At 66.2% G+C, this 20,899-nt stretch carries 19 protein-coding genes; all 19 read right to left on the reverse strand.

Annotated features, from left to right (window positions below):
- Nucleotides 1–429: 429 nt before the first annotated feature.
- The gene (locus CH249_RS00005) at nt 430–2,970 is read right to left on the reverse strand and encodes an ATP-dependent Clp protease ATP-binding subunit (RefSeq protein ID WP_032380134.1); all 2,541 of its coding nucleotides are present in this window, start codon (nt 2,968–2,970) and stop codon (nt 430–432) included.
- 274 nt (nt 2,971–3,244) lie between these two features.
- Complete coding sequence (gene lysS, locus CH249_RS00010) at nt 3,245–4,768, reverse strand: lysine--tRNA ligase (RefSeq protein WP_094646726.1); 1,524 nt, start codon at nt 4,766–4,768, stop codon at nt 3,245–3,247.
- 36 nt (nt 4,769–4,804) lie between these two features.
- On the reverse strand, nt 4,805–5,227 hold the full coding sequence (locus tag CH249_RS00015; protein WP_045200894.1) for a rhodanese-like domain-containing protein: 423 nt from the start codon (nt 5,225–5,227) through the stop codon (nt 4,805–4,807).
- Nucleotides 5,228–5,238: 11 nt separating this feature from the next.
- Complete coding sequence (locus CH249_RS00020; protein ID WP_094683062.1) at nt 5,239–5,808, reverse strand: cysteine dioxygenase family protein; 570 nt, start codon at nt 5,806–5,808, stop codon at nt 5,239–5,241.
- A 122-nt stretch (nt 5,809–5,930) separates the two neighbouring features.
- Nucleotides 5,931–6,731, reverse strand: coding sequence for a type III pantothenate kinase (locus tag CH249_RS00025; RefSeq protein WP_032395163.1), 801 nt, complete (start codon nt 6,729–6,731; stop codon nt 5,931–5,933).
- A 4-nt stretch (nt 6,732–6,735) separates the two neighbouring features.
- Entirely contained in the window at nt 6,736–7,167 is a 432-nt protein-coding gene (gene panD, locus CH249_RS00030) for an aspartate 1-decarboxylase (RefSeq protein ID WP_032395164.1), read from the reverse strand.
- A gap of 9 nt (nt 7,168–7,176) precedes the next feature.
- Entirely contained in the window at nt 7,177–8,115 is a 939-nt protein-coding gene (gene panC, locus CH249_RS00035; protein WP_032395165.1) for a pantoate--beta-alanine ligase, read from the reverse strand.
- Nucleotides 8,112–9,026 (reverse strand): Rossmann-like and DUF2520 domain-containing protein, encoded by a 915-nt coding sequence (locus CH249_RS00040; protein WP_032395166.1) that lies wholly within the window; start codon nt 9,024–9,026, stop codon nt 8,112–8,114. The genes panC and CH249_RS00040 overlap by 4 nt, the downstream gene beginning before the upstream one ends.
- A 114-nt stretch (nt 9,027–9,140) precedes the next feature.
- Nucleotides 9,141–10,505, reverse strand: coding sequence for a DUF6779 domain-containing protein (locus CH249_RS00045; RefSeq protein ID WP_094683063.1), 1,365 nt, complete (start codon nt 10,503–10,505; stop codon nt 9,141–9,143).
- 90 nt (nt 10,506–10,595) lie between these two features.
- The gene (locus CH249_RS00050) at nt 10,596–11,066 is read right to left on the reverse strand and encodes a DUF3180 domain-containing protein (RefSeq protein ID WP_094628620.1); all 471 of its coding nucleotides are present in this window, start codon (nt 11,064–11,066) and stop codon (nt 10,596–10,598) included.
- Nucleotides 11,063–11,605 (reverse strand): 2-amino-4-hydroxy-6-hydroxymethyldihydropteridine diphosphokinase, encoded by a 543-nt coding sequence (gene folK, locus CH249_RS00055; RefSeq protein WP_094646724.1) that lies wholly within the window; start codon nt 11,603–11,605, stop codon nt 11,063–11,065. Before folK ends, CH249_RS00050 begins: the two co-directional genes overlap by 4 nt.
- Complete coding sequence (gene folB, locus CH249_RS00060; RefSeq protein ID WP_094646723.1) at nt 11,602–12,006, reverse strand: dihydroneopterin aldolase; 405 nt, start codon at nt 12,004–12,006, stop codon at nt 11,602–11,604. Before folB ends, folK begins: the two co-directional genes overlap by 4 nt.
- Nucleotides 12,003–12,851 (reverse strand): dihydropteroate synthase, encoded by an 849-nt coding sequence (gene folP / locus CH249_RS00065; protein WP_176459166.1) that lies wholly within the window; start codon nt 12,849–12,851, stop codon nt 12,003–12,005. The genes folB and folP overlap by 4 nt, the downstream gene beginning before the upstream one ends.
- A gap of 19 nt (nt 12,852–12,870) precedes the next feature.
- A complete protein-coding gene (gene folE, locus CH249_RS00070; protein WP_032395534.1) occupies nt 12,871–13,470 on the reverse strand; it encodes a GTP cyclohydrolase I FolE in 600 nt (199 codons plus the stop codon).
- 218 nt (nt 13,471–13,688) lie between these two features.
- Nucleotides 13,689–16,598 (reverse strand): ATP-dependent zinc metalloprotease FtsH, encoded by a 2,910-nt coding sequence (gene ftsH, locus CH249_RS00075; protein ID WP_094628590.1) that lies wholly within the window; start codon nt 16,596–16,598, stop codon nt 13,689–13,691.
- Nucleotides 16,599–16,887: 289 nt separating this feature from the next.
- A complete protein-coding gene (gene hpt / locus CH249_RS00080) occupies nt 16,888–17,439 on the reverse strand; it encodes a hypoxanthine phosphoribosyltransferase (RefSeq protein ID WP_032395535.1) in 552 nt (183 codons plus the stop codon).
- Nucleotides 17,440–17,450: 11 nt separating this feature from the next.
- The gene (gene tilS, locus CH249_RS00085) at nt 17,451–18,413 is read right to left on the reverse strand and encodes a tRNA lysidine(34) synthetase TilS (protein WP_094683064.1); all 963 of its coding nucleotides are present in this window, start codon (nt 18,411–18,413) and stop codon (nt 17,451–17,453) included.
- Complete coding sequence (locus CH249_RS00090) at nt 18,413–19,504, reverse strand: zinc-dependent metalloprotease (protein WP_373454409.1); 1,092 nt, start codon at nt 19,502–19,504, stop codon at nt 18,413–18,415. Before CH249_RS00090 ends, tilS begins: the two co-directional genes overlap by 1 nt.
- Nucleotides 19,495–20,898 (reverse strand): D-alanyl-D-alanine carboxypeptidase/D-alanyl-D-alanine-endopeptidase, encoded by a 1,404-nt coding sequence (gene dacB / locus CH249_RS00095; RefSeq protein WP_032395171.1) that lies wholly within the window; start codon nt 20,896–20,898, stop codon nt 19,495–19,497. The genes CH249_RS00090 and dacB overlap by 10 nt, the downstream gene beginning before the upstream one ends.
- Nucleotide 20,899: the final 1 nt, after the last annotated feature.

A 20,899-nucleotide genomic window follows, 5' to 3' on the forward strand; every position in this document is an offset into this window, starting at 1 on the left:
TCGCGGAACTTGTTGTCAGCGCCGTTGCCGTCGGCGCTCGGGTCCTGCGTCAATGGACCATTGCACTCTTCAGACGTATGTAGTGGTCCATTCACGCAGATCAGCTCCGCGGGTGAATGGCACATTGCAGCGCTCAGACGTGTGCAGTGGTCCATTGACGCAGGACCCGAGCGCCGAGGGCAACGGCGATGACAACAAGTTCGGCGAGCAGGATCCAGAACAGCAGCGCGATATCTGGAGCCCAGCGGGCCAGTGTCGAGATCGGCGCATCGGCGAGTGCGGGCAGCGAAAAGTACAGCAGTCCAGCTGCGCCGAGGGCGGCCAGTGCATGCGCGGGTGGGTAGGCGGGCTGAGTGGGTGGACGGGTGGACAGACGACAACGGGCGATCCTCTCGAAAGAGGATCGCCCGTTGTGTGGAGCTGGTGGAGCTACTCGCTGTCGCTGTCTCCGGTGGCCTTGGCCAGATCGACCGGGACTTCGTCGGGGACGATGATCGCCTTCTTCTCACCGCGGAAGGTGAACTTCGCGTCCTCGCCTGCGCCTTCGCCGTCCCAGTTCTCGACGTCGACCAGGATGATCTGGCCGGCTTCGATTTCGCCGAAGAGGATCTTCTCCGACAGCTGGTCCTCGATCTCGCGCTGGATGGTGCGACGCAGTGGCCGCGCACCCAGGACGGGGTCGAATCCGCGCTTGGCGAGCAACGACTTCGCCTTCTCGGTGACCTCGATCGCCATGTCCTTGTTCTTGAGCGCACCTTCGACTCGGTTGAGCATGAGATCGACCATCTGGATGATCTCGTCCTTGGTGAGCTGGTGGAACACGACGATGTCGTCGATACGGTTGAGGAACTCGGGGCGGAAGTGCTTCTTCAGCTCGTCGTTGACCTTCAGCTTCATCCGCTCGTAGTTCGATCCGGTGCCTTCGCCCGAGGAGAAGCCGAGGCCGACTGCCTTCGAGATGTCCGAGGTACCGAGGTTCGAGGTGAAGATGAGCACGGTGTTCTTGAAGTCGACCGTGCGTCCCTGGCCGTCGGTGAGACGACCGTCTTCGAGCACCTGCAGGAGGGTGTTGTAGATCTCCTGGTGTGCCTTCTCGATCTCGTCGAACAGCACGACGGAGAACGGCTTGCGACGGACCTTCTCGGTGAGCTGGCCGCCCTCTTCGTACCCGACGTATCCGGGAGGAGCACCGAACAGGCGCGACGCGGTGAAGCGGTCGTGGAACTCGCCCATGTCGATCTGGATGAGTGCGTCGTCCTCGCCGAAGAGGAAGTTCGCCAGAGCCTTCGACAGCTCGGTCTTACCGACACCGGACGGGCCGGCGAAGATGAACGAGCCCGACGGACGCTTCGGGTCCTTCAGTCCTGCACGGGTACGACGGATCGCCTTCGAGACGGCCTTGACTGCCTCGACCTGACCGATGATCCGCTTGTGCAGCTCGTCCTCCATGCGGAGCAGACGAGTGGTCTCTTCCTCGGTGAGCTTGAAGACGGGGATGCCGGTCCAGTTACCCAGAACCTCGGCGATCTGCTCGTCGTCCACCTCGGCGATGACGTCGAGGTCACCGGAGCGCCACTGCTTCTCCCGCTCGGCGCGCTGACCGACGAGCGTCTTCTCCTTGTCGCGCAGGTTCGCAGCCTTCTCGAAGTCCTGTGCGTCGATGGCCGATTCCTTCTCCCGGCGCGCGTCGGCGATCTTGTCGTCGAACTCGCGCAGGTCTGGCGGCGCGGTCATCCGGCGGATGCGCATCCGCGCGCCCGCTTCGTCGATGAGGTCGATTGCCTTGTCGGGCAGGAACCGGTCGTTGATGTACCGGTCGGCCAGAGTGGCGGCAGCGACGAGGGCACCGTCGGTGATCGAGACGCGGTGGTGTGCCTCGTAGCGATCGCGCAGACCCTTGAGGATCTCGATGGTGTGCTCGACGGTCGGCTCGCCGACCTGGACGGGCTGGAAACGACGCTCGAGAGCGGCGTCCTTCTCGATGTACTTGCGGTACTCGTCGAGGGTGGTGGCACCGATGGTCTGCAGCTCGCCACGAGCCAGCTTGGGCTTGAGGATCGATGCTGCGTCGATGGCACCTTCGGCGGCACCTGCGCCGACGAGCGTGTGCAGCTCGTCGATGAACAGGATGATGTCGCCGCGGGTGTTGATCTCCTTGAGCACCTTCTTCAGGCGCTCCTCGAAGTCACCGCGGTAACGGCTGCCGGCCACGAGCGAGCCGAGGTCGAGAGTGTAGAGCTGCTTGTCCTTGAGCGTCTCGGGAACCTCGCCGTTGACGATGGCCTGAGCCAGGCCCTCGACGACCGCGGTCTTACCGACACCGGGCTCGCCGATGAGCACCGGGTTGTTCTTGGTGCGACGCGACAGCACCTGCATGACGCGCTCGATTTCCTTCGCGCGACCGATGACCGGGTCGAGCTTGCCTTCGAGCGCCGCCTGGGTGAGGTTGCGGCCGAACTGGTCGAGAACCAGTGACGTCGACGGGGTGCCCGCCTCGCCGCGGCCGCTGCCGCTCTCGGACGGCTCCTTGCCCTGGTAGCCCGACAGCAGCTGGATGACCTGCTGACGCACGCGGTTGAGGTCGGCTCCGAGCTTGACCAGAACCTGAGCTGCGACGCCTTCGCCTTCGCGGATCAGTCCCAGCAGAATGTGCTCGGTGCCGATGTAGTTGTGGCCGAGCTGCAGTGCTTCACGCAGGCTGAGCTCGAGTACTTTCTTGGCGCGCGGGGTGAACGGAATGTGACCGGACGGAGCCTGCTGACCCTGGCCGATGATCTCCTCTACCTGGCTGCGTACTCCTTCGAGGGAGATGCCCAGCGACTCGAGAGACTTGGCTGCGACGCCTTCGCCCTCGTGGATGAGGCCGAGCAGAATGTGCTCCGTGCCGATGTAGTTGTGGTTGAGCATCCGGGCTTCTTCTTGAGCCAGGACGACAACACGCCGCGCGCGATCGGTGAACCTCTCGAACATCGCTCTCCCTCACTTCTTGGCGGGTGGTAGCTCGCCCACCAGTTCTTCTAGCGCCGCAGTGTCCAACACGCCGGGTCGCTTGTGCATTTGAAGGTAAGACTGCTTCTCACTGTAGTTGGCCGACGTGACGAACGCCGACCCTCCACCCCTGAAATGCTGCGCGACGGCCCACGTGTGCGGACTGCCTTGCCTGCTTATTGTTCATAACGCAGGCACTATGCAAAACGTTTCCCGTTCACTGTCCGCTGCTGGCGAACAGCTCTTCTCCGTTCGATCAGGCCTGGGAAGGCTTGACGATGGGGAACAGGATCGTTTCGCGGATTCCCAAGCCGGTCAGTGCCATCAGGAGGCGGTCGATGCCCATGCCGGTTCCGGTGGTCGGCGGCATGCCCTGTTCCATCGCGGCGAGGAAGTCCTCGTCGAGCACCATGGCCTCGTCGTCGCCCGCCGCGGCCTGACGCGCCTGATCCTCGAAACGCTCACGCTGGATGATCGGGTCGACCAGTTCGGAGTAACCGGTGGCCAACTCGAATCCGCGAACGTAGAGATCCCACTTCTCGGTGACGCCGGGCTTGCTGCGATGCTGACGCGTCAGCGGGGACGTCTCGACCGGGAAGTCACGGACGAACGTGGGCTCGGTCAACGCGTCGCCGACCTGGTGTTCCCACAGTTCCTCGACGAGCTTGCCGTGGCCGTAGATCGGGACGCCGTCCTTGCGCGGCACCTCGACCCCGACCTTGTCGGCGATCGCGAGCAGTTCGTCGACGGTGGTGTCGGGGGTGACGTCGAATCCGAGCGATTCCGACAGCGACGGGTACATCTCGAGCGTCGTCCATTCGCCGCCGAGGTCGTAGGTGGTGCCGTCGGGCAGCGTGACGACTGTGGACCCGAGTGCGGCCATGGCCACTTCCTGGACGAGTTCACGCGTCATTTTCGCCGAGTCGTCGTACGTCCCGTAGGCCTCGTATGTCTCGAGCATCGCGAACTCCGGCGAATGCGAGGAGTCGGCACCCTCGTTGCGGAAGTTCCGGTTGATCTCGAACACCTTCTCGATGCCGCCGACGACGCAGCGCTTGAGAAACAGTTCCGGCGCGATCCGGAGGTAGAGGTCGGTGTCCATGGCATTGGAATGGGTGACGAACGGCCGAGCCGCCGCGCCGCCGTGCAAGGTCTGCAACATCGGAGTCTCGACCTCGAGGAAGCCGCGACGCTCGAGTGCGTTGCGTAGTTCCCGGACGACGGCGATGCGCTTGCGGGCGGTTTCCCTGGCCTCCGGACGCGTGATCAGATCCAGATACCGCTGCCGAATGCGCGTCTCTTCGTTCAGTTCCTTGTGCGCGACGGGCAACGGCCGCAACGACTTCGATGCGATCTGCCACGCGTCGGCCATCACGGACAGCTCGCCGCGGCGGGAGCTGATCACCTCGCCGTGCACGAACACGAAGTCGCCGAGATCGACATCGGACTTCCACAGGGCGAGAGCGTCCTCGCCGACACCTGCCAGGCTGATCATGGCCTGCAGCTGGGTGCCGTCGCCCTCCTGCAGCGTGGCGAAACACAGCTTGCCGGTGTTGCGCACGAAGATGACCCGGCCGACGACGCCGACGATGAGGCCGGTCGTCGTGTCGGGTTCGAGTTCGGGAAATTCGGTCCTGATCTCGAGCAAGGAGTGCGTGCGTGGAACCGACACCGGATACGCCTCGACCCCACGCTCGAGCAGCGCGGCGCGCTTGGCACGACGAATCCGTAGTTGCTCCGGGGTGTCGTCGGCCTGCTGGGTGGAAGCTGTGTCAGTCACGCGCACACACTTTACAGTCCGATCCGGTGCGGACGATCAGTGCGCAGCGACGGCCTCGGCCTCACGGACGCAGTGCTTCGCCTGCGTGAGTACACCGAGCAGTCCTGCCGACTTCAGCGCCTGGTAACCGCCGACCAGATCGGTGGACCGGTGCAGACCCAGCAGCTTGAGCGACGCGGCGGCGAGAGACGAGGTGTAACCCTCGGAGCAGATGACGATCCATTCGACGTCGTGGTCGACGGCGATCGCCAGGCGCGCATCGCTCGTCGGGTCCAGACGCCATTCGAGGACGTTGCGTTCGATGGCGAGCGCACCGGGCAGCGTTCCCTCGACGGCGCGCTGCGCCTGGGGGCGGATGTCGACGACGACGGCTCCGCGGTCGACGGCGTCGCGCAGCTCGAAGACGGTCATTCGATCGATGGTTTCGCGTGCGGATTCGAGCATTTCGACAATGGTCATGGCGGGGATGGTCACAGCGTGGCCTTCTCGGGTTCGTCGGTGAGCTCGCTACGGGTGCGACGCAGCGTGGACCGTTCGGTCACTTCGTAGTAGGACATCGCCGTCAGGGGCGGCGAGTAGGCGTGGACGCTGAGGGTGGGGCCGGTCGTGGTGGACGCCGGATCGTGCATCACGTCGTGAACCCAACCGAGCGGGAACGACGCCTGATCACCGGCGTCGAGGTGACGCTCCTTCAGTCCTGTTCCGGCCCAACGATATTCGAGAAGCGAACCGCTGAGAACGGTGAGCGCACCGAGCGATCCCGCGTGATCGTGCAGTTCGGTGGAACGGTCGGGAACCCAGCTGATCAACCAGACGTCGAGGTCGTCGTCGGAATGCAGTCGGGCGGCCCAACGCTCGTCGGTCGGCCAGCGGCCGCCGCCGGGAAGCAGGTGGTCGAAGCGGCCCTCGAGGACGTCGGATGCGCCCTGGTCGGTGATGCGAAGCAGGTCGGGTGGGCGCAACCGGGTCGGAAGCGTCGAGACCGAGCGCGACGACAAAGGGGTGCGCGAAGGTACGAAAAGTACAGGTGTGGAAAGCATGAAGCTCTACTCCAGGGGTGTGTACGAACGAGGCAGGGTTCAGCCTCGACAACACTCCTGGGTGGCCATGCACGTCATCACGCCGACGATTCTGGCACACCATCGCACGATGCGCCAGCCGTTCAGCGGGGGCGTCGTTTGGCCATGTTGCGTTCGTAGACCAGACGCAGCCCCTCGAGGGTCAGGTCGGGTTCGTGGTGCTCGATGGTCGTCGACTCGGGCAAGATCAACGCTGCGATGTCTCCGGTACCGATGATGGCGACGTCCGCGCCCGTCACCTCGGGAACCTCTCGTCGAATTCGCCCGACGAGGCCGTCGACCAGACCGGCGAACCCGAAGATGGTGCCCGACTGGATGCACTCCACGGTGTTCTTGCCCAGTACCGAACGGGGCCGGATCATCTCCACCTCACGCAGCGTGGCCGTGCGAGTGGACATGGCCGACGCGGACATCTCCAGCCCGGGAGCGATGGCACCGCCGAGAAATTCCCCCTTGGCCGAGACGACGTCGACGCAGGTGGTGGTTCCGAAATCCACCACGATGCACGCCGTTCCGTACAGGTCGTGTGCGGCAAGGGTATTGACGATGCGATCGGCACCGACCTCTTTGGGATTGTCGACCAGCAACGGCACGCCGGTCCGCACGCCGGGTTCGACCATCACGTGCACCACGTGATCCCAGTAGCGCGCGAGCATCGTCCGCATCTCTCGAAGCACCGACGGAACGGTCGACAGTGCGGTGATTCCGGTGATCTGTTCCGCGTCCTCACCCAGCAGGCCGCGCAGCATCAGTGCCAGTTCATCGGCCGTCACATGAGGGTCGGTTCGAATGCGCCAGTCTCGCAGTAGCTTCGAATGATCACCGGTGCCGGTGAACAGGCCGACCACGGTACTGGTGTTGCGTACATCGATCGCGAGGAGCATCGAATCAGACCAGCACGGAATCGGCCCGCAGATCGCGCGGTGTGATCAGACCCGAGCCCGCGGGCGCATGAGCCGGATCGCTTCCCAGCTCGACGGGCCGGTTCTTCTCGTCGACGAACACCACCCTCGGCGCGTAGTCGGCCACCTCCTGCTCGTTCATCACGCCGTAGGCGATCAGGATCACCAGGTCACCCGGATCGACCAGATGTGCTGCAGCGCCGTTGATCCCGATGACACCGCTGCCGCGCTCACCGGTGATCACGTACGTTTCGAGCCGCGCACCGTTGTCGATGTCGACGATGGTGACCTGTTCGCCTTCGAGCAGGTCGGCTGCCTCCATCAGATCCTGATCGACGGTCACCGAGCCCACGTAGTGCAGATCGGCGTGCGTGACGGTGGCGCGATGGATCTTGGACTTCATCATTGTTCGAAACATGTTGTGCCCTCAGCTCTTCGGATCGTCGGGACTAATTTTTTCTGGTCGTTCCGCAGGCTCCACTCCTGCCTCCAGAAAACCGGTGCCGACTGCGACACCGACATTGTCGATCAATCTCGTGGTGCCGACCTTGGCCGCCACGAGCAGTCTGCCGTCCCCACGTTCGGGAGCCGGACCGAGATGCGGGTCGCGCACCTCCAGGTAGTCGACCTGCACCAGCGGAGCCTCGTCCAGAACTGCACGCGCAGTGGCGATGATGGCCTCGACTCCCCCGGCCGCGGCGTGCGCCCCGGCGACCAGCGCGGCCGACAGCGCCATCGCAGCGTCACGCTGCTCGGGGTCCAGGTAGCGATTACGCGAGGACAGCGCAAGACCGTCCTGCTCGCGAACCGTCGGGACCCCGATGACGGCGACGTCGAAGTTCAGATCGCGCACCATCTGCCGGATCAGTGTCAGTTGCTGGTAGTCCTTCTCGCCGAAGTACGCGCGATGCGGAGCCGCGATCTGCAGCAGCTTGGCCACCACGGTGAGCATTCCGGCGAAATGCGTTGGCCTGCTCGAGCCTTCGAGCTCTGCGCCGAGCGGTCCGGGATTGACGGTGGTGCGCGGACCCGACGGATACATGTCCGACGCCGACGGCGCGAAGACCAGTTCGACGCCCTCCTCACGCAGCAACGCGACATCGGCGTCGAGGGTGCGCGGGTAGGCATCGAGGTCCTCGCCCACACCGAACTGCAGCGGGTTGACGAAGATCGACACGATCACCACCGCACCGGTGAGCTTGGCCTGCCGCACCAACTGCACGTGCCCGGCGTGCAGCGCGCCCATGGTCGGAACCAGAGCGACCTGCTTCCCGACGCCCCGAAGTGCTTTCGACACCGACGTGATCACCGCAGGATCGTGGTGAACCGTCAACTGCCCCTTGGTGTAGCTCCCCGCGAGGGTCATCGATTGCCTTCCAGAAGTTCGATCAGGTCTGCCTTGGCACCGATCCGCTGCGCCGATCGCAAGGACAGCGCGCGGTATCCGGCTGCGATCCTCGAATCCACGGATTCGAGTACGTCGAGATGCTTGCCGACGGCCGCGGTATCGCCGCGGGCCACCGGCCCGGTGAGCGCCGACTGTCCGTTGCGCAGAGCATTGTCCAGCGCAGCTTCGAGCAGTGGAGCCAGAACACGCTCGGGCACACCGCGTTCGGAATCCGAACCGGGAAAACCCGGTCCGGCCAATGCAACTCGGAGGGCTTCGACCGCGTCGACCACAAGCGTGACGAGGTGATTGCTGCCGTGCGCGAGCGCGGCATGGTAGAGCGGCCGATTGTTCTCGGGCACGTGCACCGGCTCGCCGCCGATCTCGAGCACCAGGGCCTGCGCCACCGCGTAGCCGATCTCGTCGCCTGCGGTGATGCCGAAGCACGCCGCCGTCATCCGGTCGGTGTCCTCGACTCCGCCGCTGAACGTCATGGCCGGGTGGATCGCCAACGGCACGGCACCGAGAGCGGACAGCGGCTCGAGCACCGAGATCCCGTTCGCGCCGGAGGTGTGCACCACCAACTTTCCCGGTGCCACCGCTCCGGTGGACGCCAGGCCCGCCACGATCGATGCCAACTCGCTGTCCGGTACCGCCAGGATCAGCAGTTCGGCGCGACGAGCAACCTCGTCGACGGGCAGCACCTGGGACTCGGGGAGCCGCTCACGCACCCGCGTGATGGACGCGTCCGACACGGCAGCGGCACCGACGACCACATGCCCGACGCGTTCGAGCGCCTCACCGAATGCGGTACCGACCCGTCCCGCCGAGACGACACCTACCGTCAAGCGAGCCGGAGACAGACCACCAGTGAACCCGGATGAGGTCACCGAAAATTTCCTCTCGTTCGTTCCAGTCCCGCTCTGCGGGTACCGGACGTCCTGCACGGAACAATAGCGACCGCGACCCCTCGCGGGCCATGGAAGAACTGTGTGATCTGGTTCTCAGTCTGCGCGACGGCGACGGCGGCGTGTGCCCGGGTCGGTCGTGGCCGCATCTCCGGACCCTCCGCCTTGCAGTCCGGCCATGATCTCGGCGACGGATCGACCGTTCGAGTGTGCGCCCGACGCATCCTCGTCGTCGGTCGACTCCGCGCGCCTACGGCCGCGTCGGGGCGAGACGGACGTGTCCTCAACCGATGTCCGGTAGTCGTGATCGGCCGCGAAGAACGCGTCCGCCGATTCACGCAGCGAGGCGCGCGACGCAGAGAGGGCGTCGCCGTTCCGGTCCGCGGCGGGCTCGTTCTCGGATTGCGTGTTCGGCTCCGCGGAGAAAGGATCCGCAGCATAGGACTCCGTGGAATACGAGTCCCCGGAGAACGAGTCCGCGGAGAACGAACCCGTGGAGTACGAACCGACCGAATCGACCTCCGTGTGTTCGGTCTCGGCTGTGGCCTGCGGCTCTGGCTCCGCCTCGGGTTCCGGCTCGGCCGCAGGTCGACGCGTCTGCTCGAAGTCGTATGCGGTGAAAGGGGAGCTGGGCGGCGTCACGCGCCCCGCCGGTCTCGGTGCGCCGTAGGGGCGGGCCTGCGCTGCAGGTCGCTCGTACGGGTCCGCGTCCGTGTCGGAGGCGTCCGTGTCGTGACTCGTCTCCTCGAACGAATCATCGGCGTACGAATCCTGGGCCGATTCGGCAGCCGACGATGCCGCTGCTGAAGCCGTGGCCTGCGGCATCTCGTCCGGATCCTCGGGGTACACCACCGACGTCTCGGCTGTGACCGGCTCGTCGTAGGGAGTTCCGACTCCGTTGAGGCCGGTTCCCGGTGCCATCGAACCGTTGCCGCGACCGGGGACGTACAGGCCGGACGGTGCAGGTTGGTAGCTGTCGTACCCGCGTCCGCCGAGTTCTTGCATCCTCATCGCTTCGGCACGCAGTGCGACACGTTCGGTGGGCAGATTGCCGTCGAAGAGCACCTGCAGGTTCTGGCGGAGGGCAGCGAGTTCGTTGCGCAGTGCTGCGACCTCGTCGATCTCGAGCTGCGATTCGCTGCGAACCCGGGCTTCGACGTTCATCTCGTACTCGCGTCGCGCCGAGATCTCCCGAGCCAACTGCAACTCGTAGACCGTCTGCAGATCCTTGGCCTTGATCTGATCGGCGGCCGCCTCGCGCCGGTACTTGGTCATCGCGAACGCACCGATCACCGCAGCCCACAGCGCCGAAAGGACACCGACCCTCATCCACTGCACGCTCTCGGTGAAGAGCAACAACACACTGGCGATGATGCCGAACACGACGAGCGCCGCGAGGAACAGCTGGCTCGCACTACGCCTCTTACGGCGTCCCTTCTTTGCGCGAGTCTGATCTGTCATGTTCACAAGGGTAACTGGCAAATCGTTCGCAAATAGTCATCCTCGACCGATCACTTACACAACCGAGGTAACAATCAAATGTTTCGAGCGTTACCGAGAACGCTCGTCGTCACGGTCTTCCGGGGTACGGCAGCACTGTTCGAGCCACACCGCGGCAGCGACGACGGCCAGTCCCGCCACGAGCGCGACGACGGCTCCGGCCCTGTCCGACGACGCTGCCCGCACCGTCGCCGCACGCGGTATCACGTACACCAGAAACCCGACGCACACTCCGACGACAGCGGTCCCCACCAGCATCGATGCCTTGGCCAACACCAACGCCCTGAACACAGTCAACGGGTGCAGATCGTGCAGACCGCTGCCCACCCGATGCTCGGCGATGCGGTTGCGAACGATCACCGCGGTGACCACTTGCACCACCGCGACCAGATACAACGACGCCCCGGCGTACACCGGAATCGGAGGCAACGAGCCGTAGAAGACCCGAACCAGCAACCACGTGCCTATCGAGGCGACCAGGAAAAGACCCAGCACATCCCAGACCTTGGTGGGATTGGTCACCACGACCCATCACCGACGCCCTCTTGCTCTTCCGGTCGTTCCTGCAGGCTCCACTCCTGCTGGACAACTCCCGCACGCTCCTCCGGACACAGTCGCGCGAGCAATTCGGTCACCGGCACATCGTCGTCGCCGACCCGCAGGGTGGCGTCCGGTTCGACGTCCAGCCACGGCAGCAGGACGAACGCCCGCTCGTGCGCGCGCGGGTGCGGAAGGATCAGACGAGGGTCCTCGCTGATCAGGTTCTCGCACACGACCACGTCGACGTCGAGGCTCCGCGGCCCCCACCGCTGGACTCGAACGCGATCGGCCGCCTCCTCGAGGCGCTGCCCGAAGCGCAACCAATCCCAGGCGTCGAACGCTTCGTCCTCGGCCACCACGACGGCATTGAGGAAGTCCTGCTGCTCGACGCCGCCCCAGGGAGCGGAGCGATAGACCGGCGAGCAGGCCACCAGCCGTGACCCCAATTCGGTTGTGACAGAACGCAAGTGGGCCAGCGAATCACCGACGTTGCTGCCTATGGACAGCACCGCCCGGGTCACGACCGCTCCCGGTACGCCACCACGGCAACGTCCCCGAACGTCAACGGGATGGGTGCCGACGGCTTGTGCAGCACCACCTCCACCGCGTCGACGCGTGAGTCGTACGCCAGCACGACCTCGGCGATCTCGGCCGAGACCGTCTCGATCAGGTCCTTCGACGGGCCAGCGACGACAGCCGCGGCGTGCTCGGCCAGTTCTCCGTAGTGCAAGGTTCGCGTCAGGTCGTCGGTCTCGGCCGCGGGCCGCAGGTCCATCCAGACGGTGATGTCGACGACGAAGTCCTGCCCGTCTCGCTTCTCGAAGTCGAAGACGCCGTGATTGCCGCGCACCGTCAGGCCACGCAGTTCGATGCGGTCGCCGCGACGCGTCCCGGTGCCGACGCGGCTGCTGATCTCGCTCATGCCCGATCACCCTGCCATGCCCGTACGACCGCCACCGCGTCGAGTGACGCTCGAACGTCGTGCACGCGCACACCCCACGCTCCCCCGGCGACGGCGAGCGCCGACACCACGGCCGTGGCGACCTCTCGCCCGTCCGGCGGTCGCGGAGAACCGTCGTCGTCCGCCAGCAGTGATCCGAGGAATCGCTTCCTGGAGGCACCGACGAGAACCGGGAAGCCGGCCGACACCAGATCGGGGAGGCCACGGAGCAGTTGCCAGTTGTGCTCGGCGTTCTTGGCGAAGCCGAGGCCCGGGTCGAGCACGAGCATCGCGGTGTCCACTCCTGCGGCCACTGCGTGGTCGACCTGTTCGAGCAGTTCGCTGCGGACGTCGGCGACCACGTCGTGGTACCGATCGGCCGGACCGGCGTGCCGGTATTCGGATCCGGCGGCTCGCCAGTGCATCAGGATCCACGGCAATCCGCCGTCCGCAACCACCCCGGCCATGGCCGGATCCGCCCGACCGCCCGAGACGTCGTTGACGATCGATACCCCGGCCTCGATTGCGGCCTCGGCGACCGAGGCACGCATGGTGTCGACGCTGGTGGCCACCCCTGCTTCGGCGAGCGCAGCGATGACCGGTACGACACGCTGCGCCTCGAGTGTCGGATCGATCCGGTCTGCTCCGGGCCGCGTCGACTCACCACCGACGTCGACTATGTCGACGCCGCGACGATGCATCGCCAACCCGTGTTCGACGGCAGCGTCGACGTCGAGGTATCGACCGCCGTCGGAGAACGAATCGGCAGTGACGTTGAGTACACCCATGACGACGGGTGCCGGGGGGATACTTCGCGCCGGGCTCATCGGGAATCGACCGGACGCGTCATTTCCGCAGAATCAGGTCCAGAGCTTCCGAACGCGACGCCGCGCTGGACTGCAACAGACCCCGCACCGCGGAGGTGGTGGTACTGGCACCCGGCTTGCGAATCCCGCGCATGGCCATGCACAGGTGCTCGGCCTCGATCACGACGATCGCACCGCGCGGGTCGAGCTTGCGCATCAACGCGTCGGCGATCTGGCTGGTCAGACGCTCCTGCACCTGCGGGCGCTTGGCGTACATGTCCACCACGCGTGCCAGCTTCGACAGGCCGGTGACCTTGCCGCTCTTGCCAGGGATGTAGCCGACGTGTGCAACGCCGTGGAACGAGACCAGGTGATGCTCGCACGTGGAGAACATGGGGATGTCGCGGACGAGAACCAGTTCCTGGTGCCCCTCGTCGAACGTCGTGTTCAGCGCAGTGTCCGGGTCGGTGTAGAGCCCGGCGAAGATTTCGCGGTAGGAACGCGCGACGCGGGCCGGGGTGTCGAGCAGACCTGGACGGTCGGGATCCTCGCCGACGGCGATCAGCAGCTCCCGCACGGCGGCCTCGGCGCGAGGCTGGTCGAAGACCGCGCCGGTGGCGTAGGCCACTGTCTCTTCCACTGCCCTCTGCTGCGCTGCTGGGACTTCTGCCGAGTCGATTGCCGACTCGTCGGTCCGGTTGACTGACACGAGAACGTACCTCCGGTTGGGCTCCGCGAATGTGACAGCTGGGCCGAACTGCACCTGTTCTTCACGAGCAGCTGCGTCGACCTTCAGCGGGGTTCGAACGACGGACTGGGCCGACCGAAAGGGTCGACCCAGCCAGCCTAATGATGGACCTAGCGGTACGAACCGCCCGGCCCTTCCCAGCGTTGCGTCCGCGGACCTTCGTCGCCGTCGTCCTCGGCTCGCTCGTCTCGCCGCGAGTCCTCGGACGGGCTGCTCGAGGAACGATCGTCTCCGGGCAGCGGATAGCTCTGCGACGGAGTCGGAACCTCCCAGGTGGGAGGCGACGCCTCGGCCGGTGCAGCATCGTTCTGGTTCTGGCCGTACGGGGGCTCGTGCCGAGAGGTACGACCCTGGTCCCGAGCGTCCGGCCGGAACGGATCCGGCTGATACTGCGGCTGCTGATATTCCGGTGGTTGATTGGAAGACGGTTGATTCGAAGGTGCAGCGGTCGGCGGTTGATACGCCTGTGGCTGCTGATAGGTGGGGTGCTGCCGGTACGTCGGTGGCTGTCCCTGCGGCGGCTCGTACCGATTCTGGTCCGGTCGATCCGATTCCGACTGCTCGCGGTTCGGTTGGTTCGCAGCAGGCGGCGTGGTCGGTCCCTGGTAACGGGGAACCGCGGACTGCTCGCGCGGAGGCCATCCCGGAGCCGACCATCCGGCCGGGGCACCGTAATCGGGACGCGAGCCCTGGCTCGGGCCGCTCGGGCGTGGGTCCTGCCTGCGATAGCCCTCGGAGTATCCGCCCCCGTTGGGAGCTCCTCCGTTGACCGGGCCGCCGTAACCTCCGTTGGGCCCACCGTTGTAGCCGCCGCCGTTGAAGCCGCCGGTTACCGGGGCGCTGCGTCGCCCACCGGTGTTCGGCGCATCGACGTCGCCGGTGCTCGGCGATCCGTTGACCGGGCCACCGTTGGTCGGAGCGCCGTTCGACGGGGCACCGTTGGTGGGTGCGCCGTTGGTCGGAGACCCGTTGTAGCTGTTGCTTCCGTTCGGGTAGCCACCCTTGCTCAGCTGCGGCGAACCGGCGTAGCTGGGCTGCGGAAACTGTTGCGGCGGAAGCTGCTTCGGGGCCGGCGGCACCGGAGGCCACGGCTCGCCGCGCTCGGCGGCGAGTTCGCGAGGAGTCTTGACCGGTGGCTTGTCCGAGGGCTTGCGATCACCGAAGTCGTTGAACAGCGTGATGCGCGGACGCTTGGTGACGCTGTGGAAGATCTTCTCGAGGTCCTTGCGGGTGAGCGTCTCGCGTTCGAGCAGCTCCGAGGCAAGGGTGTCGAGCAGGTCTCGGTACTCGTTGAGGATGGCCCACGCCTCGGTGTGCGCCGCCTCGATGAGCTTGCGCACCTCCTCGTCGATCTCGCGGGCGACCTCATGCGAGAAGTCGGACTGCTGGCCCATCGAACGGCCGAGGAACGGGTCACCCTGTTCCTGTCCGTAGCGAACGGCTCCGAGCTTGCTGCTCATGCCGTACTCGGTGACCATCGCGCGAGCGATCTTGGTGGCCTGGTCGATGTCCGAGGACGCACCGGTGGTCGGCTCGTGGAAGACGAGCTCCTCGGCCGCGCGGCCACCCATGGCCATGACGAGGCGAGCGATCATCTCCGACCGCGTCATCAGGCCCTTGTCGTCCTCGGGCACCGTCATCGCGTGACCGCCGGTGCGACCGCGAGCGAGGATGGTGACCTTGTAGACGGGCTCGATGTCGGGCATCGCCCACGCCGCGAGAGTGTGACCACCCTCGTGGTACGCGGTGATCTTGCGTTCGTGCTCGCTGATGATCCGACTCTTGCGGCGCGGGCCACCGACGACGCGGTCCACCGACTCCTCGAGGGATGCCTCGGTGATGACGGTGCCGTTCTCGCGGGCGGTGAGCAGTGCCGCTTCGTTGATGACGTTCGCCAGGTCGGCACCGGACATTCCGACGGTTCGCTTGGCGAGACCTTCGAGGTCGGCGTCCTGCGCAACGGGCTTGCCCGCGGAGTGCACCTTCAGGATCGCCCGACGGCCGGCCAGGTCGGGGGCACCGACCGGGATCTGCCGATCGAAGCGGCCCGGACGCAACAGTGCGGGGTCGAGGATGTCGGGGCGGTTGGTGGCGGCGATGAGGATGACGCCGGTGCGCTCACCGAAGCCGTCCATCTCGACGAGCAGCTGGTTGAGCGTCTGTTCGCGCTCGTCGTGACCGCCACCCATGCCTGCGCCGCGCTGACGACCGACGGCGTCGATCTCGTCGACGAAGATGATGCAGGGGCTGTTCTGCTTGGCCTGCTCGAACAGGTCGCGCACGCGGGACGCGCCGACACCGACGAACATCTCGACGAAGTCCGAGCCGGAGATGGTGAAGAACGGCACGCCTGCCTCGCCCGCGACGGCGCGCGCGAGCAGCGTCTTGCCGGTTCCGGGAGGGCCGTACAGCAGTACGCCGCGCGGAATCTTGGCACCGAGGGCCTGGTAGCGAGACGGGTTCTGCAGGAAATCCTTGATCTCGTAGAGCTCTTCGACTGCCTCGTCCGCGCCCGCGACGTCGGCGAACGTGGTCTTGGGCATGTCCTTCGTCAACTGCTTGGCCTTGGACTTACCGAAGCCCATGACGCCACCGCGTCCGCCACCCTGCATGCGGCTCATCACGAAGATGATCACGCCGAGGATCAGCACCATCGGCAGGATCAGCAGCAGGAACGAGCTGAACCAGCTCTCCTGGGTGACGGTGGTGTTGTAGCTGGTCAACCCCTGGGAGTCGACCTTGTCGAAGATCTGCTCGGACGCCGAGTCCGGGTACTTCGCAATGATCTGAGTTTCGTTGCCGGAGGCCTCGTTGGCCTCTTTGAGCGTCAGCCGAATCTGTTGTTCACGGTCGTCGATCTGCGCGGACTCGACATTGCGGTCGTCGAGTTGGGCGATCGCCACCGAGGTGTCGACCGTCTTCCAATCCCGCGTGTCGTTACCGAAGTAGCTGAAGGCATAGATCACCAACAGAATGCCGAAAACGATGGCAAGATTTCGTATTACTGTCTTCCGATTCATACAGCTTCAGCCGACTCGGCCGTGTCCTTTCAGTCCGCTCCAGCGCGCTGGCTGCTCCCTGCCCGCCGGATACTCCAGGCTAGCGCGAGACTCGGACATCTGACTCGCTCTTACCTGGCGCTGTGCGTCCACGCACCTGTTTGCGTCGACGCTCCTTCCCCTCCAACGACTGCACTCCCCCGGCAGTTCCCCACCTGATGGGCACCTTATCCGCATCGATGGACCATTGCATGCGTCTCCGCGCGGCAATGGTCCATTCACGCGGGCGGGGTGGACCGAACGAACGAACTCAGCTGTAGACCTTGGGATCGAGTAGGCCGATGTACGGCAGGTCCCGGTAGCGCTCGTTGTAGTCGAGGCCGTAGCCGACGACGAATTCGTTGGGGATGTCGAAGCCCACGTTCGCGACCTCCACGTCGACCTTGATGGCGTCGGGCTTGCGCAGCAACGTCACCACCGACAGCGAGGCAGGCGAGCGGGTCGCGAGGTTGCGCTTGAGCCAGCTCAGCGTCAGACCGGAGTCGATGATGTCCTCGACGATCAGCACGTGGCGTCCGGTGATGTCGCGGTCGAGGTCCTTGAGGATCCGGACGACGCCCGACGACGAGGTGGACGACCCGTAGGAGCTGACCGCCATGAACTCGAGCTGCGCCGGGATGGGCAATGCGCGCGCGAAGTCGGTCATGAACATGATCGCGCCCTTGAGGACGCCGACCAGGAGCAGGTCACCTTCCGGCGAGCCTTCGGGATACCGCTGGGCGATCTCTTCTGCGAGTTCTGCAGTGCGTGCTTTGATCTGTTCCTCGGAAATGAGAACCGATTCGATGTCGCCCTCGTACACGGGGTTTCCCTTCATTCGTTCTCCAGGCCGACGCTCAGCCTGCCATGCCGACGCGAGCACACCAACCTGGCGTCGGACGTTCCTCCTGGCAGCGCGACTCCGCCCTGACCCGTCCACCGTCCGACGAGGGCATCGACGGCCCGAATCTGCCGGTCGGTCAGCGACGTCACACCTCGACCGAGCAACCATCGACGCAGCACTCGCCTGCGAACGGCGGGAGCGAGCGGGTCGAGTGCAGCGACCTCGAGGTCCGGCGCATCGGTATCGACGACGGACTCGGCCATCGCGTCGAGGACCAGGCCGTCCTCGCGCAACTGCTCGGCGGTCCGCGCGAGTGCAGCGGCGACACCACCGCCGAGCACATCCTCGAGCAGGGGCAGGACCTCGTGACGCAACCGAACCCGAGTGAAGTCGGTGTCGATGTTGTGCGGATCCTCGAACGGCTCGATCCCCAGCTCGACGCAGGCAGCCCGGGTCACGCTCCGCCTCACTCCGAGCAGCGGCCGGCCCCACGGCGCATCGAATGCCGCCATCCCGGCGATCGACCGCGGTCCCGATCCGCGCCCCAACCCGAGCAGCACCGTTTCGGCCTGATCGTCGAGGGTGTGCGCCACCAGCACCGACGCGTCGCCGCGGGCCCGGTTCAACGCGTCGTACCTGGCTCGGCGGGCGGCTGCTTCCATCCCTCCCGAACCGCTCACCTGCACCGTCAGAACCCGCGCGTCGGCGACACCGAACTCGAGAGCGCGCGCCGCCGCTGTCGAGGCCACCTGCGCGGAGCCGGCCTGCAGACCGTGATCGACGATCAACGCGAGCACACCCGGAGCCTCCGCCACGGTCGCGGCGGTCAACGCCAACGAATCCGCTCCACCGGACAACGCGACGGCGACAGGACCGGGGTGGGCGGCGAGCCACGCGCGCACCGCATGCCTGACCTCGAGCAGCGCGGGGCCTTCGGGTAGCCGCGTGGGCATCAGCCCAGAACTCGGGCGATCCAGGCGTCGGGGTCCTCGATCTCCGACAGCAACGGCAGTGTGTCGGGCCCGGTCCACACGGTGTTGAAGCGTTCCATCCCCACCGTGGCGACGACGTGATCGACGAACGCCTTGCCGCGCACGTACTGCGCCATCTTCGCGTCCATGCCGAGCAGTGCCCGGACGACGCGTTGCAGCGGGTTCACCTTGCGTTGCCTGCGCTGATCGAATGCACCGCGGATCTGCGTCACGGTCGGCACGACGGCCGGTCCGACGGCGTCCATCACGTGGTCGGCGTGGCCTTCGAGCAGGGTGCCCAGCACCAGGAGTCGGTCGATGGCGTCGCGCTGGGGCTGCGGTTGGGTGGCGCGCAGGAGTCCGACGATGCCTGCGTCCTCGGACCTGGTGGACCCGCTCGGATTCTTGCGGGCCTTCAGCGCACCGGTCAGCCGGTTGGCGACATCTGTCAGCGGCTCGTCGGTGCCGTCGGAGAGCACCCCGACGTTCTCGCGCATGTAGCCGCCGAGCCACGGCGCGGAGGAGAACTGCACTCGGTGCGTCACCTCGTGCAGGCACACCCACAACCGGAAGTCGCTCGGCGACACACGAAGCGCCCGCTCGACGGCAATCACGTTGGGCGCGACCAGAAGCAGCGTTCCGTTCTCGCCGGTGAAGGGGTCGTACTGTCCGAGAATGGCGCTGGACAGAAAGGCCAGCATCGCTCCGGCCTGCAGTCCGGCCGGCTTTCCGCCGAGCAGACCGGACGGCGGCGTACCGTCGTCGTCTCCGGTCAGGTGCTTCATCGACGACGCGGCCGCGGCGATCCAGCCGGCGCGGTCGACCACCTGGGCGTCGGGCACGGGGAGGCCGTCGGCCAGGCCGGTGGTCTCGCGAACCGGCCCCTCGGCCCGAATCGATGCGGCGGCAAGCTCTTCCACGGCCGCATCGGCGGTGTAGCGCGAAGTGGCCGGACCCGGGCGGGCCAGCTTCGCTCCGGTCTTCGCCGCCACCGACCAGTCGACGGCACCGGCGAAACCGGACGTGGATTCGCCGTCTTCGGCCTTCGTTGCTGCGTCCGTGTTCACTGGCAACCACACAATCTCAGGGTCGATGCGACGGCATCGAGGGCGGGACGACTGACGTCGGGCGGCCGGTCGTTGGACATCAGCGCGAAGGTCAGGATGCGGCCGTCGACGTCGACGACGTACCCCGCCAAAGCGCTTGCAGCAGAAAGGGTTCCGGTCTTGGCGCGAACCCAGCCCGCTCCGGTTCGATCCCCCGAGGCGTACCGATCCGTCAGGGTTCCGGTCGCGCCGGCCACAGGAAGATAGTCGAGCATCGGACGCAGTGCAGGCTGCTCGGTTCCGGCTGCCGACGTCAGCACCTGATCGAGCAGCCTGGCCGGAATCTTGCCGTCGACCGACAGTCCGCTGGCGTCCTCGAGCGTGAGTCCGGCCATGTCGAAGCCTGCCGAGTACAGGGTCTGCCCGATCGACGCCACCGCTCCGGAAAAGCTTGCCGCCGTGTTCATTTCGAGAGAGATCTCGCGTCCTACGGCCTCGGCGAGGACATTGTCGGAGCGATAGATCATCTGCTGCAAGCGGTTCCGCAGCGGCGCGGATTCGACGGATGCGATCTGATCGGCCCCGTCGACGGCCTTGCCGATCGTCACCGCTGCCGGGTCGACGCCCAGCCCAGCGGCCAGTGCGCGGCCTGCGTCCAGCGCCGGGGTTGTGCTGCGCGGCGACTCGTCGACGAGTGGGTCCGATCGTCCGCCGTCGAGCATGATCGGTTCGATCGGTGTGATGGAACCGGCGGCGATGTCGGCGGGGAACCAGCCCTGCGCCATCGTGTCACCGGAATAGACGGAGGTGTCGACGCCGATGCTGCGCACCACCGTTCCGCTGCGCCGAATCTGCTCCACCAGGTCGTCGATGCGCGCCGCTCCCGGATAGAACCCGTCCGTTCCGACCGGAAGCGCGGTGAGTGTGGGGTCGCCGCCCGCGATCAGCACGATGTTCCCCTCGCCGTTGCCCTGGACCACGCGGGTGGTGACGCGGTGATCGGCCGGGAGCGCGAGCATCGCCGCGGCAGCGGTGAGGACCTTGGTGGTCGAGGCAGGCGTCATCGGAGTGTCGGGGTTCTGGGACCAGAGCACCTGACCGGTCCGTGCGTCGGCGACGGTGCCGGTGAACGTGCCGAGGGCGGGATCGTCGACCACCTGGGCCAGCGCAGCTGCCAGAGCTGCCGAGTTCGGCACCGGTGCCGATTCCGGGAACGGGGTGATCGCAGGGTCGGGCAGCACCGTCTCGGGTGGGGGCTCGATCGCGGTCTCGGCTCCGTCGGACACCGACGGCAACACGAGGGCGGCGGTCGTCGCGGCGAGGATCACGACGAACAGCGCACACAGCGTCAGGATCACGCGCTTCTTCCTGCGCCGTCGGCCCGCTGTGGGGCCGAGGAACCGTCGTGTCAGCCCCGCCACT

This window comes from Rhodococcus sp. 05-2255-3B1, assembly GCF_002258545.1.
Lineage (GTDB): Bacteria > Actinomycetota > Actinomycetes > Mycobacteriales > Mycobacteriaceae > Rhodococcoides.

What these genes read in the sequence shown, in the direction of transcription:
- CH249_RS00005 (WP_032380134.1), bottom strand. Translation starts at nt 2,970, where the DNA reads ATGTTCGAGAGGTTCACCGATCGCGCGCGGCGTGTTGTCGTCCTGGCT.
- CH249_RS00015 (WP_045200894.1), bottom strand. Translation starts at nt 5,227, where the DNA reads ATGACCATTGTCGAAATGCTCGAATCCGCACGCGAAACCATCGATCGA.
- CH249_RS00020 (WP_094683062.1), bottom strand. Translation starts at nt 5,808, where the DNA reads ATGCTTTCCACACCTGTACTTTTCGTACCTTCGCGCACCCCTTTGTCG.
- CH249_RS00025 (WP_032395163.1), bottom strand. Translation starts at nt 6,731, where the DNA reads ATGCTCCTCGCGATCGATGTACGCAACACCAGTACCGTGGTCGGCCTG.
- panD (WP_032395164.1), bottom strand. Translation starts at nt 7,167, where the DNA reads ATGTTTCGAACAATGATGAAGTCCAAGATCCATCGCGCCACCGTCACG.
- panC (WP_032395165.1), bottom strand. Translation starts at nt 8,115, where the DNA reads ATGACCCTCGCGGGGAGCTACACCAAGGGGCAGTTGACGGTTCACCAC.
- CH249_RS00045 (WP_094683063.1), bottom strand. Translation starts at nt 10,505, where the DNA reads ATGACAGATCAGACTCGCGCAAAGAAGGGACGCCGTAAGAGGCGTAGT.
- folB (WP_094646723.1), bottom strand. Translation starts at nt 12,006, where the DNA reads ATGAGCGAGATCAGCAGCCGCGTCGGCACCGGGACGCGTCGCGGCGAC.
- folP (WP_176459166.1), bottom strand. Translation starts at nt 12,851, where the DNA reads ATGAGCCCGGCGCGAAGTATCCCCCCGGCACCCGTCGTCATGGGTGTA.
- ftsH (WP_094628590.1), bottom strand. Translation starts at nt 16,598, where the DNA reads ATGAATCGGAAGACAGTAATACGAAATCTTGCCATCGTTTTCGGCATT.
- tilS (WP_094683064.1), bottom strand. Translation starts at nt 18,413, where the DNA reads ATGCCCACGCGGCTACCCGAAGGCCCCGCGCTGCTCGAGGTCAGGCAT.